Raw genomic sequence first — 15185 nt, 5'->3', positions numbered from 1 at the left:
AAGCATCCACCGTAAGCGGATCACATGATGCCAACGGCCACCATCAAACCTTCACGCTAAATTGTGTATCTACCCCAACAAATATTTTAGAGCCTGAAAAAAGAGCCTACCCTTAATAAAGGATAGACTATATGTTAAGCATTCGTTAATAACTCAATAATGCGATCTAGGTCATCTCGATCAAAATATTCAATTTCGATTTTCCCTTTTCGCTTTCCTTGTTGAATGTTCACACCTGTACCAAGCCGTTCTTGCAGCTCAGATTCTTTGGACGAAATAAAAACATCTTTTTTCTCTTTCGTTTTCTTTTTAGGTTTATTATTTAATTTCGTAATTAATTCTTCAGTTTGTCGGACATTTAAACCTTCTTTACGAATTTTTTCTGTCACTAACATCAACTGTTCTTCGTCCTTAATTGATAAGAGTGCACGCGCATGCCCCATTGATAGTTCTTTACTATTAACTAGGGCTCTCACCCGTTCTGGCAAGGATAATAAACGAACCATATTCGCAATATGTGGCCGACTTTTACCAAGACGCTTCGCTAAATCATCTTGTCTAATTTTCAACTCATTGATTAAACGGTCAAATGCTTCCGCTTCTTCTATCGGGCTTAAGTCTTCACGCTGTAGATTTTCAAGTAATGCCATCTCCATCATTTGTTCATCTGTCAGTTCACGAACAACTGCTGGAATAGTCGTTAAGCCGGCTTCTTTAGACGCACGGAAACGTCTTTCACCAACCACAATTTCATATCCCTTAATCGCTTGACGGACAATGATAGGTTGCAAAACGCCGTGTTCTAAAATTGAATCTTTTAATTCTTCAATAGCCTCTGTATCAAATACTTTCCGGGGCTGATATGGGTTCGCCCGACATTGACTCATATCGACTTCTTGAACCGACTCAGCATGGTAATCGACATCTTGAAAAATAGAATTTAGTCCTTTACCCAACCCTTTGGCCATTGGCAATCACTTCCTTCGCTAAGTCACTATAAACTTCTGCACCTTTTGATTTTGAATCATACTGAATAATAGGTTCACCATGACTTGGTGCCTCACCTAAACGAACATTTCTTGGTACAACTGAATCAAACACTTTGTCTTGGAAGTATTTCTTTACTTCTTCAATGACTTGTATGCCTAAATTTGTACGTGCATCAAGCATTGTTAGCAACACACCTTCGATTTGCAAATGTTGATTCAATCTTCTTTGAACTAAACGAACTGTGTTAAGTAATTGGCTTAAACCTTCTAATGCGTAATATTCGCATTGGACTGGAATAATCACGCTATCTGAAGCCGTTAAAGCATTTAAAGTTAATAATCCAAGTGATGGTGGGCAATCAATGATCACAAAATCATAATCATGACGTATTGATTCTAATGCCTTGCGTAACCGTAACTCTCTTGAAATTGTCGGTACAAGTTCAATTTCAGATCCTGCTAATTGTATCGTTGCAGGAATTGCATCTAAATTAGGTACTTTCGATGCTACACAGACAGAATGTGCATCCTCTTCTTCTATCAAAATATCATAAATACATGAATCTAAATCGCCTTTGTTGATCCCGACACCACTTGTTGCATTACCCTGTGGGTCAATATCAACTAGTAATACTTTATAATTCAAGTTTGCTAAGCAAGCACTTAAATTCACTGCTGATGTTGTCTTTCCAACGCCACCTTTTTGGTTAGCCATGGAGATTACTTTGCCCATAATGTCACCTGCCTAAATTTAAACATCGATATTAGTATTCTATCACGAAAAGATCATTACGAGTATAATTACCTTAAGTCTTTTCTTATAAGCTTTGTTAAAGTTCGTTGTTGATATTGTGATCCGCTTCCGGTGGACGCTTTCCGCGGGCACGGCTCAAGCCTCCTCGGCCTAAAGGCATGGCCTTCGGGGTCTTGAGACTCGTGCTATTCCCGCAGGAGTCGCCACCTTCGCTTCTCACAATTCAACAACTATGAGTTTATAACAGTAATCATTGAATAAACATCAAAATTTAACATAGCCTTCTTATTAAAAATAGTCTTATATTCAATCCTTCACTAAAATCAATCTTGTATGAAGTGAAAAAAGTCCCATCTTTACATTAAAGATGGGAAAAACAAACTTTGTTCTTTATTTCTTTGGTAATTTAATCGTAATTTGGTAATAATCTTCGTCATCTTCTTCTTTAGTCTCTACATCCATGCCAGTATCTTGCACCATACTAAGCGACTGACGAATCGTATTAAGCGCAATTCTTATGTCTTTGTTAACGCCTTGAACTTTGGGTTTTGATTTTTTCTTTTCGTCAGCCTTTTCTTCCGGATTGAGAATCGAGTCAACTCGATCCTCCGCTTGTTTAACGCTTAATTGTTCTTCAATAATCTGAGATAAAACTTGCTCCTGCAACGTTTCATCTTGAAGTTGAATCAGCGCTCTGGCATGTCGCTCAGAAATTTGTTTATTTAATAAAGCTTGTTGAACCACACTAGGTAATTTTAACAGGCGCATCTTATTTGCAATCGTTGACTGACTTTTACCTAAGCGCTGCGCTAATGCTTCCTGTGTTAGTCCATGTGAATGAAGTAATTGATCATAAGCAATTGCTTCCTCTATGACGGTCAATTCCTCACGCTGTAAATTTTCAATTAAAGCAACTGATGCTGTTTCAGTATCAGTCATATTCTTAATAATAGCAGGTATTGTTTTCCAATCTAAAGTTGATACAGCACGCCACCTGCGTTCACCAGCGATCAATTCATATGATTCACCGTCTTCTAATTGACGAACGACGATCGGCTGAATCATTCCGTGGGTATGAATTGTTTGGGCCAATTCAGCAATTTTATCTTCATCAAAAATCGTTCTTGGTTGATATTGGTTTGGCTCAATACGTTCAATCTCTAAATCAACCACTTCATTCGTCTGAATTTCATTTTGCGAATCGTCTTTCGTTTCCCCTTTGCCAAACAATCTACTTAGCGAACTCATCCTGTTGGCACCTACCTTCTACAACTCTCTTAAGCTATGTAAAAAATGAAATGTTTCACGTGAAACATTTCATTTCTATTACTACTCAACAACTTATTTAAAACCGCTTCAATCTATGCACTCTATTATTATAATACCATAGAATGAATCGAAATATAAAGAAAAACTTCTAAATTATCAATCGCCACTATCCGCCAAAAACTGCATAAATCATTTAAGATTCGATCGGGTCTTTGTTTGGTGTGCCAGGTTTTCTAGGATATTTATTAGATGTTTTTCGCTTCTTGTTGACCAGGACAATATGACGTTCGCTTTGTTCAATTGGTAGTTGAAATTCAGACGTTTCAACTAATTCACCACCTAAAGCTTTAATCGCCATACCACCTTGCTCAAGCTCTTTACTTATATCGGCACCTTTCATCATCATGAATGTTCCACCTGTTCGAACGAGTGGTAAACATAATTCACTTAATACTGATGTTCTTGCAACAGCTCGTGCAATAACAAGGTCAAATGTTTCACGAAATTTGGTGTTTTTACCAAATGATTCAGCGCGGTCATGATAAAATGCAACATCAGATAGGTTTAATTGATCAGCTAAATGATTTAAGAAAGTAATCCGTTTTTTTAGCGAATCGACGATCGTGATTTGTAAATGTGGAAACACAATTTTGAGTGGAATCGATGGAAAACCAGCTCCTGCCCCTACATCACAGATTGATAATGGTTCTGAAGCAAAATCGGTATAAAAAGCAGCTGAAATGGAATCGAAAAAATGTTTTAGATAAACATCTTCTCGATTAGTGATGCCTGTCAGGTTCATCTTTTCATTCCATTCAACTAACACGTCATAATACGTTCGAAATTGCTGTAATTGTGTTTCAGTTAACGAAATACCTTGCGCTTGCAAGGCTTCTTGGAATTGATTTTCGTCCATAAGCACCCTCTATTCATTCGCTGCTACTTTAGCATGCTTACCTTGCTCAAGATAAACGAGTAAAATGGAAACATCCGCTGGGTTAACACCTGATACGCGTGAAGCTTGCCCTACTGATAATGGGCGTACACGCTTCAAACGTTCTCGCGCTTCAGTAGCTAAATTATCGACATCATCATAATCAAGATTTTCTGGAATCTTCTTATTCTCCATTTTACGCATCTTATCGACTTGTTGGTTAGACTTCTTAATATAACCTTCATATTTAACTTGAATTTCAACTTGTTCTTCTACTTCTACTGGTAATTCATGATCACGTGGTGCCAATTGCACGATCGTTTCATAAGTCATTTCAGGTCGACGTAGAAGATCAACAGCTAATACACCATCTTTGAGTGGTGAACCGCCTTTATCTTGGATCGTTTGTTGTACATCATCTGTTGGTTTCAAACGAACCTCTGATAAGCGTTTGATTTCCGCTTCAATTAGTTCTTGCTTGTGATTAAATCGTTCATGACGTTCGTCTGGAATTAATTCCATATCATAACCGATGTCTGTTAAGCGTAAATCGGCGTTGTCATGACGTAACAACAAACGATATTCAGCACGTGATGTTAATAGACGGTAAGGTTCATCCGTCCCTTTAGTTACGAGGTCATCAATCATAACCCCAATGTAGGCCTGTGAACGATCTAAAATAAGCGTTTCTTTATCAAGTGCTTTAGCCGCTGCATTCACACCAGCCATTAAACCTTGACCTGCCGCTTCTTCATAACCACTTGTGCCGTTAATTTGACCAGCCGTAAATAAACCATCGACTTTCTTCGTTTCAAGTGTTGGCCATAACTGTGTCGGTACAACAGCATCATATTCAATCGCATAGCCTGCACGCATGATTTCAGCGTTTTCTAAGCCTGGAACTGTTTCAAGCATTTCTTTTTGAACATACTCAGGTAGTGATGTCGATAAGCCTTGCACATACACTTCGTCTGTTTGACGTCCTTCAGGTTCTAAGAAAACTTGGTGACGTGGCTTATCATTAAAACGTACGATTTTATCTTCGATTGATGGGCAATATCTTGGTCCAGTTCCACGTTCAGCACCTGAATACATCGCAGATTTTGCTAAGTTATCATCGATGATTTGGTGAGTCACTTCACCTGTATACGTGAGCCAGCATGGAATTTGATCTAAGATATACTCCGTTGTTTCATAAGAAAACGCACGTGGTACTTCGTCTCCTGGCTGGATTTCTGTTTTAGAATAATCAATACTATGAGAATTCACACGCATTGGCGTTCCTGTTTTGAAACGAACAATATCAAAGCCCAGATCATCTAACTGTTCAGATAGTGTAATGGTTGGTCGTTGATTGTTTGGACCACTTTGATACTCAATGTCACCAATCAACACTTTACCGCGCATAAACGTACCTGTCGTCACAATGACTTGGTCGGCGTAATAACAAGCTTTCGTTTCTGTTTTAACGCCTTTAACAGCTCCATCTTCAACGAGTAATTCTTCAACCATTCCTTGTCTTAAGGTTAAGTTTTCTTGATTTTCAAGCACGCGTTTCATTTCTTGTTGATATAATACTTTATCAGCTTGAGCTCGCAATGCGCGAACAGCTGGGCCTTTACTTGTATTGAGTAAACGCATTTGAATATGGGTTTTATCAATTGTTTTCCCCATTTGTCCACCTAGCGCGTCGATTTCACGAACAACAACGCCTTTAGCTGGACCGCCAACCGATGGGTTACATGGCATAAAGGCTATCAAATCAAGGTTTAGTGTGAGCATTAGCGTTTTTGCTCCGCGTTTTGCTGCCGCTAAACCTGCTTCGACGCCTGCATGACCCGCACCGATGACAATAACATCGTAACGTCCTGCTTCATACATGACGATAACCTCCTTTAATTATTTTCCTAAACAGAACTGGGAGAATAACTGATCAATGAGTGATTCACTGACATCTTCACCGATGATTTCACCGAGTAATTCCCACGTCCTTGTAATATCTATTTGAACGAGATCTAATGGCATTCCCATTTCCATTGACTCTAGAGCATCATCTAATGCTTCATTCGCTTGCTCGAGTAATTGAATATGACGCACATTCGATACATAAGTCAGATCACCTTGGTCAACTTCACCATCGAAGAACGTATCAGCTATCGCTTGTTCTAATTCGTCAATGCCTTGTTCTTCAATCAGTGATGTTGTAATCACAGGTGAACCTTGGGCTACTTCTCTTACTTCATCCATATTAATTTGTTGGTTTAAGTCTGTTTTATTCACAATCGCAATTGCGTCAAGATCTTTGGCCGCTTCGAACAAGGCTCGATCCTCTTCAGTTAATGGTTCATTGCCATTTAAGACAAGCAAAATTAAGTCCGCATCTTGAAGTGCCTGGCGAGACCGTTCTACCCCGATCTTCTCAACAATATCCTCTGTTTCACGGATCCCTGCTGTATCAATCAGGCGTAACGGAACTCCGCGCACATTGACGTATTCTTCAATGACATCACGCGTTGTCCCAGGTACCTCAGTCACAATTGCTTTATCATCATGAGCTAATATATTCATTAAGGAAGATTTTCCGACGTTCGGCTTACCAATAATGGCTGTACCGATTCCTTCACGCAAAATTTTCCCTTGCTTTGCGGTTCGTAATAGCGTGTGAACTTCATTTTTGACATTTTGTGCCCGCTCTTTTAATAACTCATTCGTCATTTCTTCAACGTCATCATATTCTGGATAATCGATATTCACTTCAACATGCGCAACCGTTTCGATTAGTTGTTGGCGTAAGTCACGGATTAATTGTGATAAACGACCATCCATTTGTTTCAAAGCAAGCGACATCGCACGGTCTGTTTTAGAACGAATTAAGTCCATGACCGCTTCAGCCTGCGATAAATCAATTCGACCATTTAAAAAGGCGCGCTTGGTAAATTCGCCTGGTTCCGCTAAGCGAGCACCGTAACGTAGCACAAGTTGTAAGACACGGTTAACCGAAACCATACCACCGTGACAATTGATCTCAACAATATCTTCACGGGTGAAGGTTTTAGGTGCCTTCATCACGGAAGCCATCACTTCTTCAACTTTTTCATCGGTTTTCGGATCGACTAATGTGCCATATTGAATGGTATGACTATCTACTTGTGTTAAATCTTTATTTGAAAAAACATGATTCGCGATGGCTAACGCTTCATCACCACTTAAACGAACAATCGCAATTGCCCCTTCACCAAGCGGTGTCGAGATAGCTGCTATCGTATCTTGTTCCATAACCTTCACCCCTTTCGCATCAATTTCCTAACTTAAAACAATAACACAAAACAAGTCAAAAGAAAAGAATTATACCGGTTGGTAAATACTGAATAACTCACTTGTTAAAGACTAAACTTGCACCACTTTTTTAATTGCTTGAATCAAACACAGTTTTCTTTGAATCAAATAAACCAAATCTTGCACCAAATCCCAAAAAAATAGCTAACCTCTTGGTCAGAGGCTAGCTACTTTGGTTTTAGTCGTCTAATTCACGTGGACGAATGACAACTCTTCGATTAGGATCTTGTCCGTCTGAGTAAGTTGAAACATCGCTGTGGTCATGAAGAGCCGTATGAATGATTTTCCGTTCATAAGATGGCATTGGTTCGATGAATACGTCTTCTTGATTGCGTGTCGCTTTTTTCGCCAGATTATGCGCTAATTGTTCTAATGTTTCCTTACGACGTTCACGATAACCTTCTGCATCAACAACGACCGTATAATGAATACCTCGATGTTGGTTAACGACTAAACTCGTTAGATACTGTAAAGCATTTAATGTTTGACCGCGTTTACCAATGAGTTTTCCGATTTCATCGCCTGTTAACTCATATTTAATTTCATCATCATCCTGGTGAACATTAATATCGACATTCGAAGTGCCCATTTGTTCAACCATTTGTTGTAAATACGTTTTGCCATCACTGACTAAGTCTTCTCGTTCTTGTACTTTAACGTAAGCACGTTTCGTACCAAATACGCCGAATAAACCTTTCTTACCTTCGTCAATCACTTCAACGGTCACTTGATCTTCATTCAAATCCAATTGATCAAGTGCATTTAGTTTTGCCTCTTCAACTGTTAGACCACTCGCCGTTATTTCTCTCACTTTTTCGATCCTCCATTATTTTTTTCGAATTCACGCATCATTGGTTTACGAATTAATAATGTTTGAGCAATCATAAAGAAGTTACCTACAACCCAGTACAGTGCTAATGCTGATGGGAAGAAGAATGCGAATACACCAATCATGACAGGTAAAACATACAGCATGACTTTCATCTGCGGATTATCGCCAGCTGATGAGCCTGACATCATAATCTTCTGCTGCGCAAATGTTGTTGCGGATGTAATAATCGCTAATATCGGGCTCGGATCACCTAATTGGAACCACAAGAAGCCATAATTACTAATTGCTTCTGTTCTGGAGATCGCATGATAGAATGCGATTAAAATCGGCATCTGTGCAAAGATCGGTAAACAACCTGCTAACGGGTTTACGCCGTGACGTTGGAATAACGACATCGTTTCTTGCTGTAATTTTTGCTGTGTTTCAGCGTCTTTAGATGAATACTTTTCACGAATTTCTTGTAATTCAGGTTGAATCATCTGCATCGCTTGTGTTGATTTCAATTGCTTAATGTTCAATGGTAAGATTAATGTTCTTAATAAAATCGTTACAATCACAATCGCTAAACCGAAGCCATGATTGAAAATATCTTCAGCAATATATGTGATGAGAAACGATAAAGGATAAACAAAGAAACTATTCCAAATTCCTTCGCTTTCTGATGTGATCGGTTCATCAATATTAAAACAACCCGATAGTAAGGTTGTCATGGCAATTAATACACCGATGAGTAATAATCTTTTACTCACTTTCATGTTCCTCCTATCTTTCTAAACAAAGAAAAGCTATTTTACTAAACGTATTTTAGCATTATTCCATAAGTGATACTACAATTTATTAGACTTTTTAGTGACGAATTTTTTTCGTTTTCTTCAATAAATGTTGTAAACTACTTTTAATATCATGATAGCCCATCTCTCGTGTCGGCATTCTGGCAATAATAATATAATCGTATCCTACTTCAATATAAGGTCCTAATTCATGGAATGCCTCACGTAAATATCGTTTAATTTGATTACGCATTACAGCATTGCCGATTTTCTTACCAACAGAAAAACCGACACGAAAATGAGATTGGCCTTCTTTTTTTAATGAATAAATGACGAGTTGACGATTCGCAAAAGAATCACCTTTTTTGAAAATCTCTTGAAACTCTTCATTCTTCTTCACCCGATAAGCTTTTTTCAACCATCATCATCCCAACTGTAATACAATCACTGCTCTATGTTTTAAATCGAGACTTTCGATTAACATGTCACAAAACTAAACTAAAACTAGAAAAAAGACCACTGATCAAGCTTCAGTGGTCTAGACAGATAGAACTTTTCTACCTTTGCGACGACGACGCGCTAGTGTCTTACGGCCATTTTTTGTAGCCATACGTGCGCGGAAGCCGTGCACTTTGTTGCGTTTACGTTTATTTGGTTGGTACGTACGTTTCATATTCTACACCTCCTAGGCGACAAACTTAAACGTTCAATAAGCAGTCCAAAATAGTATATAAAAAGTTTCCCTTGAATGTCAATAGACAAACCAAGTTACATTATAACGTAAGTCTCTGGATAACTCAAATAGAGATTCATTTAAAATATGCACATGTTAATAGTCCTCTAACACTTCAATAAAACTATCCACAGTTAAGCAACAGCTTGTCCAACTTAGATAAAACTATAATATCTGTTAAACAAGATCAGGCAACGCCACTAACTTAACTTTTATATGGAAAATTAAATAACGTAGTACCTATTTCAAAATCTTATTTTCTCTCTTTTAAATACTGCTTTCTAAAAGCTTAGTGTTGATTTTAAACATTCTAGCACATAGTTGTTGAATTGTGAGGAGCGAAGGTGGCGACTCCTGCGGAAACAGCACGTGTCTCGAGACCCCACAGGCCACGCTTTTAGGCCGAGGGATGCACCTGCGTCCTTTAGTAACGCTTCGAAGTAGGCTTCCTCGGTGCAAGTTCCAAAGAAGCTTATTCGATGTAGTTGCCTGGCTCGAGCCGTGCCCGCGGAAAGCGTCCACCGGTAGCGGATCACAATATCAACAACGGACTTAAACTAAATATTAAGTATAAGCAAATTCTCTTTTCACCTAAATCCAGCTCTATATCCACAGCACCTAAAATCAAGCTCCTAACTTTTATCCACACCCCCTGTTTTTAAACTAATTTCTTTTTTTATTATATCCACATTTCTAAACAACAAAACCCACAACATTCACGGTTGTGGATAATATTTATAAAGAGGTATGTTTTTAATGTGGATAAGTTGTTATAACCATTGCAACATCTGGTTTAGTTTGATATGATTATAGTGTTTTTCTAGTGGATAAATGAATAACCAAACATACGTTTTCCACAGACTGTGGACACGTTGTGAATAAATTTACACAGGCTGTTTTTATGGTTATGCACAACAGTGTGGATGTTGTCGATAAATGTTATCATTTGGCATATAATCATAGTTAAACCATCCACAGACTTAATCGATCCATTAAAACATCTTAGAAAGGATGTGAAACTAGCTTGGAAAACATCTCCGACCTCTGGAATCAGACTCTAAACGAACTAGAGAAAAAGGTCAGTAAACCCAGTTTCGACACCTGGTTAAAATCAACAGAAGCAAGATCCATTGAAGGTGATGCAATCTACATTGTAGCCCCTAATGAATTTGCTCGTGATTGGTTAGAAAACAGTTATGCTGAGTTAATTTCTGAAACAGTTTATGACATAACAGGTTCACAATTAACGCCTAAATTTGTCATACCTGAATCTAGCCAATCTAAGGACGAAGATTCTCAACCTATGAAAAAAGTGAATCAAGCAAAATCAAATGAGCAAGATTCCAAAACCATGCTTAATTCCAAATATACCTTTGAAACCTTTGTCATAGGCTCTGGAAACCGCTTCGCACACGCTGCTTCACTAGCTGTTGCAGAAGCACCCGCAAAAGCTTATAACCCACTCTTTATTTATGGTGGCGTTGGTTTAGGTAAAACCCACTTAATGCACGCGATTGGTCATTATGTCATTGAGCATAATCCAGATGCTAAGGTTGTCTATCTGTCATCTGAAAAATTCACTAACGAGTTTATTAACTCGATTCGTGATAATCGCACGATTGATTTTCGTAATAAATATCGGAATGTCGATGTGCTCCTAATTGATGATATTCAGTTTTTAGCTGGAAAAGAACAAACACAGGAAGAATTCTTCCATACCTTTAATTCCTTACATGAGGATAATAAGCAAATCGTCATTTCAAGTGACCGGCCTCCAAAAGAAATACCGACGCTTGAAGATCGACTGCGCTCACGGTTCGAGTGGGGGTTAATTACAGATATTACACCACCCGATTTAGAAACACGGATTGCTATTTTACGCAAGAAAGCAAAAGCAGATGGCTTAGATATTCCCAATGAGGTCATGCTCTATATAGCTAATCAAATTGACACAAACATTAGAGAATTAGAGGGTGCACTTATACGTGTGGTTGCATACTCATCGCTAGTCAATGAAGAGATTGACGCCTCACTTGCCGCAAATGCACTTAAAGATATCGTGCCGCATGCTAGACCAAAAGAAATTACGATTAAGGGCATCCAAGAAGTGATCGCGAATCGATTTAATATCTATTTAGAAGATTTCGCAGCGAAAAAACGGACAAAATCAGTCGCTTTTCCTCGTCAAATTGCGATGTACTTAACACGCGAATTAACGGATTTTTCACTACCTAAAATTGGTGAAGAATTCGGGGGACGTGATCATACGACAGTGATTCATGCTCACGAAAAAATCTCTAAAATGATGGCTGATGATATTCAACTGCAAAGAGAAATAGATGAATTAACCGAACAAATTAAATCAAGTTAATCACATTAAAGTTGTGAATAATGTGGACAACAGTAACAACCTTAAGCACAAGTTATGCACATGTGGATAATCAAGCAATTAGCGATGTTTCGACAGTTTTCCACAAATCCACATGCCCTACTAGTATTATGACTGAAATTATTAAAACAAAATAAATAATATAACACGTATTTATGGGGAGGCACTTATGAAAATCGTCATTAACCGTGACCAATTAATGAAAAGCATTCAAGACGTGATGAAAGCTATTTCACCGAAAACAACAATTCCTATCCTATCTGGAATGAAAATCGAAGCGACAGAAGATGAAGTGACGTTAACAGGTAGCGATTCTGATGTAACGATCGAATCCATTATTCCTAAAGAAGAAGATGGGATCATTCATATTCATGATATAAACCCAGGTAAAATTGTCGTTCAAGCGAAATTCCTACCAGACATCATTAAAAAGTTACCTGATGAAACAGTTGAAATAGAATCGGATGGTGACTTGAATATTTTAATTCGTTCAGGTCAGGCAGAGTTCAAACTAAACGGACAAGACCCAGAAGAATATCCACAACTCCCAATGTTAGAAACCGAAAATAGTTTTCATATGCCAATTGATTTATTAAAAACATTAATTCGCCAAACAAATTTTGCGGTTTCAACATCAGAAACTCGTCCAATCTTAACGGGTGTGCATTTTAAATTAGAAAATGGTGAACTAGAACTTGTTGCAACAGACAGTCACCGTTTAGCTTCACGTCGGGTCTCAATGGAAGAGGACGTAAGCCAATTAGAATTCAAAAACACTGTGATCCCCGGTAAAAGTTTAAGTGAATTAAATAAAATACTGGATGAATCACAAGAATCTATTCAGATTAGCGTAGCGGATAATCAGATTCTATTTAGAACGAAGCATTTATTCTTCTTATCTCGTTTATTAGACGGTAATTATCCAGAAACATCGCGTTTAATTCCAGATCAAAGTAAAACGGAAGTGCATGTCAACGCTAAAGAGCTAATGCAAACGATTGATCGTGCTAGTTTACTTGCAAAAGATAATCGAAATAACATCGTTAAATTAGTGACCCAAGAACAAAACACCGTAGAAATCTCAAGTAATTCACCAGAAATCGGAACAGCAGAAGAAATGCTAAAGACAAATGATATTTCTGGTGAAGAATTAAAGATTTCGTTTAATGCTAAATACATGATTGATGCTTTAAGAGCAATTGATGCTGAAGAAGTTAAAATCAGTTTCACAGGTGCCATGCGTCCATTTATTATTCAACCGACTGATGAATCCGAACACATTTTACAACTCATCACACCAGTTAGAACGTACTAAATAACTTCCAAGTCAACTGAGCCTAAAGAGAACTTTTTAACTCTACGGCTCAGTTTTCTTTTCTTATCGGCAAATTTTTAGTAAAATATATAGTTAGGGAAATTCTAAGCGTAATTCATTAAATGAGGTGACAACATGGCTGAACCAATTGAAATCCAAACAGAAGAAATCACTCTAGGACAGTTTATTAAGCTCGCTAATATCGTTGAATCTGGCGGAATGGTGAAATTGTTCTTACAAGACTTCAATGTCTATGTAAATGGTGAACAAGATCAACGTCGTGGACGGAAACTGTATCTTAATGATGAAGTAGAGATAGAGGACGTTGGCACGTTTATCGTTGCTCGAGAAGATTAAAGACTTAGGGGTCTCATGATGCATATTGAAAATATAACAATTGAACAATATCGTAATTACGATTCATTATCTTTAGAATTTGATAACCAAATCAATGTCATGATTGGGGAGAACGCCCAAGGTAAGACAAATTTGATGGAAGCTATTTATGTTTTAGCTTTTACGAAATCTCACCGAACGTCAAAAGATAAAGAATTAATAAAATGGGACTCAGAGTATGGTAAAATAAAAGGGAGCATCTTTAAAAGAAATCGTACTTTCCCACTCGAAGTGATTTTTTCAGGAAAAGGGAAGAAAGCTAAGTTCAATCATATTGAACAAAAACGATTAAGCGATTATATTGGATCACTTAATGTTGTCATGTTTGCGCCAGAAGATTTGAATTTAGTCAAGGGAAGCCCGCAGGAACGTCGTAAATTTATTGATATGGAATTGGGGCAAGTTCAACCCGTTTACATTTATCATCTCGGTCAGTACCAAAAAATCCTGAAACAGCGGAATGCACTATTAAAAGATTTACAAAGACAATCAAAACAAGATCGCACTATGTTACATATTTTAACTGAGCAATTAATTGAACACGGTAGTATTGTCTTAACTAGAAGACTGCAATTCTTACAAAAGTTAAGAGAATGGGCAGTTCCAATCCATCATGGTATAAGTCGCGGTTTAGAAGAACTCACTATTAATTACGAACCAACCATTGACGTATCAGAGGATACAGATTTGGAAACAATAATAGAAATATATAAAGCCCATTTCACATCGATTGAAGATCGTGAAGTGGAACGCGGGACAACATTAGCTGGTCCCCATCGTGATGATTTAATGTTTGAAGTGAATGGTCGTAATGTTCAAACATATGGTTCTCAAGGGCAACAACGAACAACGGCATTATCTTTAAAATTAGCAGAAATTGAACTCATTGAACAAGAAGTTGGTGAGTATCCCGTGCTATTGCTTGATGATGTATTAAGTGAACTGGATGATCACAGGCAATCGCATTTACTTAATACCATTCAGGGCAAAGTCCAAACGTTTGTCACAACAACGAGTGTTGATGGCATTCATCATGATACGTTGAAGCAAGCTAAAATGTTTAATATTCATAACGGATATTTGAAATAAGAAAGGTGAGGTTTCAGGTTGTTTATTCATATCGGTGATGAACACGTTATACGTTCAAGCGAAGTTGTTTCGATCATTGATTATAACCTCTATCATTCTTCTTCGATTGTTGAAGAGATGATTTTTAATCAACGAAAAGCAGGAAATGTTGTGGAAGTGCCGTTTGAAGAACCTAAGGCAATTGTGATCACAACAGACGAGATTTATTTTAGTTCTTTATCCGTTGCAACGTTAAATAAGCGTTCGCAATTATCTCATATGTTAGATGGAATAGAAGATATAGCGGACGAAACACCGGATTTAAATTAGAGCTCTGATAAGGTTCGTTGTTGATATTGGAATCCGCTTTCGGTGGACGCTTTCCGTGGGCACGGCTCAA

The 15185-nt window shown here is 37.9% G+C and carries 15 protein-coding genes; 5 read left to right on the top strand and 10 right to left on the bottom strand.

What is annotated here, in order from left to right; genetic code table 11:
* Positions 1-134 precede the first annotated feature (134 nt).
* The 10 genes from FHR85_RS10665 to rpmH form a co-directional block, all read right to left on the bottom strand.
* Positions 135-968: a ParB/RepB/Spo0J family partition protein gene (locus tag FHR85_RS10665; protein ID WP_167263041.1), complete on the bottom strand. Its 834-nt coding sequence runs from the start codon at positions 966-968 to the stop codon at positions 135-137.
* The gene (locus FHR85_RS10660; protein ID WP_167263039.1) at positions 949-1722 is read right to left on the bottom strand and encodes a ParA family protein; all 774 of its coding nucleotides are present in this window, start codon (positions 1720-1722) and stop codon (positions 949-951) included. The genes FHR85_RS10665 and FHR85_RS10660 overlap by 20 nt, the downstream gene beginning before the upstream one ends.
* Before the next feature lie 411 nt (positions 1723-2133).
* Positions 2134-2991: a nucleoid occlusion protein gene (noc, locus tag FHR85_RS10655; RefSeq protein ID WP_167263037.1), complete on the bottom strand. Its 858-nt coding sequence runs from the start codon at positions 2989-2991 to the stop codon at positions 2134-2136.
* A gap of 214 nt (positions 2992-3205) precedes the next feature.
* Positions 3206-3928, bottom strand: coding sequence for a 16S rRNA (guanine(527)-N(7))-methyltransferase RsmG (gene rsmG / locus FHR85_RS10650; RefSeq protein ID WP_167263035.1), 723 nt, complete (start codon positions 3926-3928; stop codon positions 3206-3208).
* A 9-nt stretch (positions 3929-3937) separates the two neighbouring features.
* A complete protein-coding gene (mnmG, locus tag FHR85_RS10645) occupies positions 3938-5827 on the bottom strand; it encodes a tRNA uridine-5-carboxymethylaminomethyl(34) synthesis enzyme MnmG (protein ID WP_167263033.1) in 1890 nt (629 codons plus the stop codon).
* Between the two features lie 18 nt (positions 5828-5845).
* The gene (gene mnmE / locus FHR85_RS10640) at positions 5846-7222 is read right to left on the bottom strand and encodes a tRNA uridine-5-carboxymethylaminomethyl(34) synthesis GTPase MnmE (protein WP_167263031.1); all 1377 of its coding nucleotides are present in this window, start codon (positions 7220-7222) and stop codon (positions 5846-5848) included.
* A gap of 238 nt (positions 7223-7460) precedes the next feature.
* A complete protein-coding gene (gene jag, locus FHR85_RS10635) occupies positions 7461-8093 on the bottom strand; it encodes an RNA-binding cell elongation regulator Jag/EloR (protein ID WP_167263029.1) in 633 nt (210 codons plus the stop codon).
* Positions 8090-8869, bottom strand: a complete 780-nt coding sequence (gene spoIIIJ, locus FHR85_RS10630) for a YidC family membrane integrase SpoIIIJ (protein ID WP_167263027.1) — start codon at positions 8867-8869, stop codon at positions 8090-8092. The genes jag and spoIIIJ overlap by 4 nt, the downstream gene beginning before the upstream one ends.
* A gap of 91 nt (positions 8870-8960) precedes the next feature.
* Positions 8961-9302 (bottom strand): ribonuclease P protein component, encoded by a 342-nt coding sequence (rnpA, locus tag FHR85_RS10625; protein WP_167263025.1) that lies wholly within the window; start codon positions 9300-9302, stop codon positions 8961-8963.
* Between the two features lie 120 nt (positions 9303-9422).
* Complete coding sequence (gene rpmH, locus FHR85_RS10620; protein ID WP_167263023.1) at positions 9423-9557, bottom strand: 50S ribosomal protein L34; 135 nt, start codon at positions 9555-9557, stop codon at positions 9423-9425.
* A 1084-nt stretch (positions 9558-10641) separates the two neighbouring features.
* On the opposite strand from rpmH, the gene dnaA reads away from it, so the two are divergent.
* The 5 genes from dnaA to remB all read left to right on the top strand — a co-directional run bounded on the left by dnaA (position 10642) and on the right by remB (position 15115).
* Entirely contained in the window at positions 10642-11988 is a 1347-nt protein-coding gene (dnaA, locus tag FHR85_RS10615; RefSeq protein ID WP_167263021.1) for a chromosomal replication initiator protein DnaA, read from the top strand.
* A 187-nt stretch (positions 11989-12175) separates the two neighbouring features.
* Positions 12176-13321: a DNA polymerase III subunit beta gene (gene dnaN, locus FHR85_RS10610; protein WP_167263019.1), complete on the top strand. Its 1146-nt coding sequence runs from the start codon at positions 12176-12178 to the stop codon at positions 13319-13321.
* Between the two features lie 135 nt (positions 13322-13456).
* The gene (gene yaaA / locus FHR85_RS10605) at positions 13457-13678 is read left to right on the top strand and encodes a S4 domain-containing protein YaaA (RefSeq protein ID WP_167263017.1); all 222 of its coding nucleotides are present in this window, start codon (positions 13457-13459) and stop codon (positions 13676-13678) included.
* Between the two features lie 18 nt (positions 13679-13696).
* On the top strand, positions 13697-14806 hold the full coding sequence (gene recF / locus FHR85_RS10600; protein ID WP_167263015.1) for a DNA replication/repair protein RecF: 1110 nt from the start codon (positions 13697-13699) through the stop codon (positions 14804-14806).
* Between the two features lie 18 nt (positions 14807-14824).
* A complete protein-coding gene (gene remB / locus FHR85_RS10595; RefSeq protein ID WP_167263013.1) occupies positions 14825-15115 on the top strand; it encodes an extracellular matrix regulator RemB in 291 nt (96 codons plus the stop codon).
* Positions 15116-15185 lie beyond the last annotated feature (70 nt).

Origin of the sequence: Alkalibacillus almallahensis (assembly GCF_011761495.1) — a bacterium.
GTDB classification, from domain to species: domain Bacteria; phylum Bacillota; class Bacilli; order Bacillales; family Alkalibacillaceae; genus Alkalibacillus; species Alkalibacillus almallahensis.
The sequence above is the reverse complement of the archived record's forward strand: the minus strand, read 5'-3'. Positions and strand labels throughout refer to the sequence as shown.